Consider the following 2,101-nt stretch of genomic DNA (forward strand, 5'->3'; position numbering starts at 1 on the left):
ATCGTGATGCTCCTCGAGGATTCTGTGGAAGGTTGACTCGAAGGATCACGCGGTGGCCGCTTTACGTCCATCACCGACACGATGACGAACCCAGCAACCGCGCTACACCACTATGCGGGACTCAACTAGGTCTTCGCCCAACTCTGTGACCGTACGGCGCAGGCCATCATCGTGGATCGAACGCAATCGACACGGGCCAGGCGGAGGCACCCTTACTCCGTTGTCGCTTCTTGCCAAACCTTGCGGTCGATGCCCGGTGGTGCTTAATTGCCTGGCCCGTCAGTCCAGACGCCACCCGCGACTACACGGTCCCGTCCCCATCCGCTGAGGTGTACCGGTCGGCCGTCCATCTGGCCTCGTCATTGCCTCTGTGTATTCGCCGGGTAGCTTCTCGATTCAAATCGGGAGTGTCGCAGTAACGGTGTAAGTGGCCTTACGGCCCCCGGTGTGTCGGGGGCGGAAAGGTCACCTGATGACCGAGACTGTTGTGGCTGTGGAGCCATCGCAGAATGACCATGACGATCCCGCTCCGGCGGCGATCGATATCCCGCGCAGCCGTGAGGTCGACGAACTCGAAGTCGCCCGCGAACTGGTGCGTCAGATAGTGCCCCTTGGGGTGGTGGACTTCGGATCGGCGTGGGTGCACGCGTTGTGATCAACGAGTGTGGTGAATGTTAGGCGATTTGGCGTTGTTCGGCGATGGGTTCGGTGGCGGCGTGTTTGGCGGCGATGACTTTGCGCAGTTCGGCCATGGAGACCTCGGATAGGTAGCGGCGGGTGACTTGCCATTCGTCGTGGGCTTCGATGACCACGGCGGTGGCCAGGCGCAGGAACGCGGCCGGGTTGGGGAAGATCTCGACGACATCGGCGCGGCGTTTGATCTCCTTGTTGAGTCGTTCGATGGGGTTATTCGACCAGATCTTCTGCCAGTGGGTGCGCGGGAACGCGGTGAACGCCAGCACATCAGCCTTGGCCTCGTCCATCATCGCGGCGACCTTGGGGAAACTGCCGGCAAGGGTGTCGGCGACCTGGTCCCATTGCGCGGCGACGTCGGCGGGATCGGTGTGGGCGAAGATCGTCTTCACCGCCGCAGTCACCGCTGGCGCGTGTTTGGCGGCCACCACACCGTGTAGGTTGCGCATGAAATGCACCCGACACCGCTGCCAGGATGAGCCGGTGAACTGCTGGGCGACAGCTGCTTTGAGGCCGGCGTGGGCATCGGAGATGACCAGATGCACCCCGCTCAGGCCACGCGCCTTGAGCGAGGCCAGAAACTCGCGCCAGAACTCAAAGGATTCGCTGTCACCGACCGCGGTGCCCAGCACCTCGCGGGTGCCGTCGAGGGACACCCCGGTGGCCACCACCAGCGCTTGAGAGACCACATGCGCCCCGATGCGGACTTTGCAGAAGGTGGCGTCGCAGAACACGTAAGGAAACGTCGTGTGGGTCAAGCTGCGGGTACGGAAGGCCTCGATCTCCTTATCCAGGCCAGCGCAGATGCGCGAGACCTCCGACTTCGACACCCCCGAACCCACACCGAGCGCGCCGACGAGGTCATCGACGCTGCGGGTCGACACACCGTGGACGTAGGCCTCCATGATCACCGCGTGCAACGCCTTGTCGATGCGGCGCCGGCGTTCGAGCAGCGACGGGAAGAACGACCCGGCCCGCAGTTTGGGGATCTGGACCTCGATATCGCCGGCAGTGGTCGACACCGTCTTGGGGCGGTGCCCGTTGCGGTGAGCGGCGCGCCCGTCGGTGCGTTGATAGCGGCCGGCGCCGATCGCCTCGGTGGCTTCAGCCTCGATCAACGCCTGCAGCCCGGCGCGGATCAGCTCGGCGAACACCGCCCCTGCATCAGCGGACTTGAGCGCATCGAGCTGGGCGAGCAAGGCAGAATGGTCCTGGGTCATCGTGAACCGTCCTGGATCTGGTGGAGACCGTGATCGCACCAGGAGGATGTGGTTGTGGCTGGGAGGTTCCCCAGTTTCAGTGGACACCTGAGATAGCGGGACGGTGTCCTGCTGGAAGGATGTCGACATGTCGCGGACGCGTCGGTCGTTCACACCGGAGTTCAAGGTGGAGGCTGCTCGTCGGGTGA

At 63.8% G+C, this 2,101-nt stretch carries 1 protein-coding gene and 1 pseudogene; one reads left to right on the forward strand and one right to left on the reverse strand.

Features of this window, described 5'->3' with window-relative positions; genetic code table 11:
- Window positions 1–469 precede the first annotated feature (469 nt).
- Window positions 470–619: pseudogene (locus ASJ79_RS23090) on the forward strand (IS256 family transposase); the annotation flags it as partial.
- A gap of 55 nt (window positions 620–674) precedes the next feature.
- On the opposite strand, the gene ASJ79_RS23095 reads toward ASJ79_RS23090, so the two are convergent.
- Window positions 675–1,913, reverse strand: coding sequence for an IS256 family transposase (locus ASJ79_RS23095; protein ID WP_067960421.1), 1,239 nt, complete (start codon window positions 1,911–1,913; stop codon window positions 675–677).
- Between the last annotated feature and the right edge of the window lie 188 nt (window positions 1,914–2,101).

The sequence above is a fragment of the Mycobacterium sp. NAZ190054 genome (assembly GCF_001545925.1).
Lineage (GTDB): Bacteria > Actinomycetota > Actinomycetes > Mycobacteriales > Mycobacteriaceae > Mycobacterium.